Origin of the sequence: Nibrella saemangeumensis (assembly GCF_039541915.1) — a bacterium.
Classification (GTDB): domain Bacteria; phylum Bacteroidota; class Bacteroidia; order Cytophagales; family Spirosomataceae; genus Nibrella; species Nibrella saemangeumensis.
The window spans coordinates 1-636 of sequence record NZ_BAABHD010000013.1; the positions used below are offsets into that span (position 1 = coordinate 1).

Consider the following 636-nt stretch of genomic DNA (forward strand, 5'->3'; position numbering starts at 1 on the left):
CGGGTGCGCTACATCCAGGGGGCGGGTGGTCTGGGTCTGCAGGTGAGCTGGCAGGGGCCGGGCGTAGCCAAGCAGGAGATCCCCGCCAGTGTGCTGGCTCATGTGGGGGTAAGCTGTGAGTACACGGCCATGGCCAGCAGCAGCGGTCCGGTAGTGGTGGGTCAGAGCCTGCAGCTGTCGGCCAACGCGGTAGCGGGAGCTACTTACCGCTGGAGCGGTCCCAATGGCTTCAGCAGTAGTGAGCAGAACCCGGTACTGGGGGCTGTGAGTCTGTCACAGGCGGGCAGCTACACGGTGACCATCACGCGCAATGGCTGTAGTGTCAGTGGCAGCACAGCAGTACAGGTGAACCCGGTAGTGGTGTCCTGTGAGTTTAGTGCGAGTGCCACGGTGAGCAACAGCAGTCCGGCCTGCAACACGCCGGTGCAACTGACAGGCAGTTGCACCGGGGCGGACTGCGCGGGGGTGAGCTACAGCTGGACGGGGCCTAATGGCTACAGCGGCAGCGGGCCGAGCGTCTCGGCGGTACCACCTGCGGTGAGTGGCACCTACACCTATACGGTGAGTTTGAGCCGCAGTGGCTGTGCGGTGCGCACGGCCCAGGTGAGTGTGACGGTGGGCAACTGCGGGGGTGGC

General features: G+C 65.4%; 1 protein-coding gene. It reads left to right on the plus strand.

Going from position 1 to position 636, the window contains the following annotated elements; genetic code table 11:
* Positions 1-636: immunoglobulin domain-containing protein (locus tag ABD949_RS06265; protein ID WP_345241677.1), on the plus strand; the 636-nt coding region annotated here is incomplete at both ends.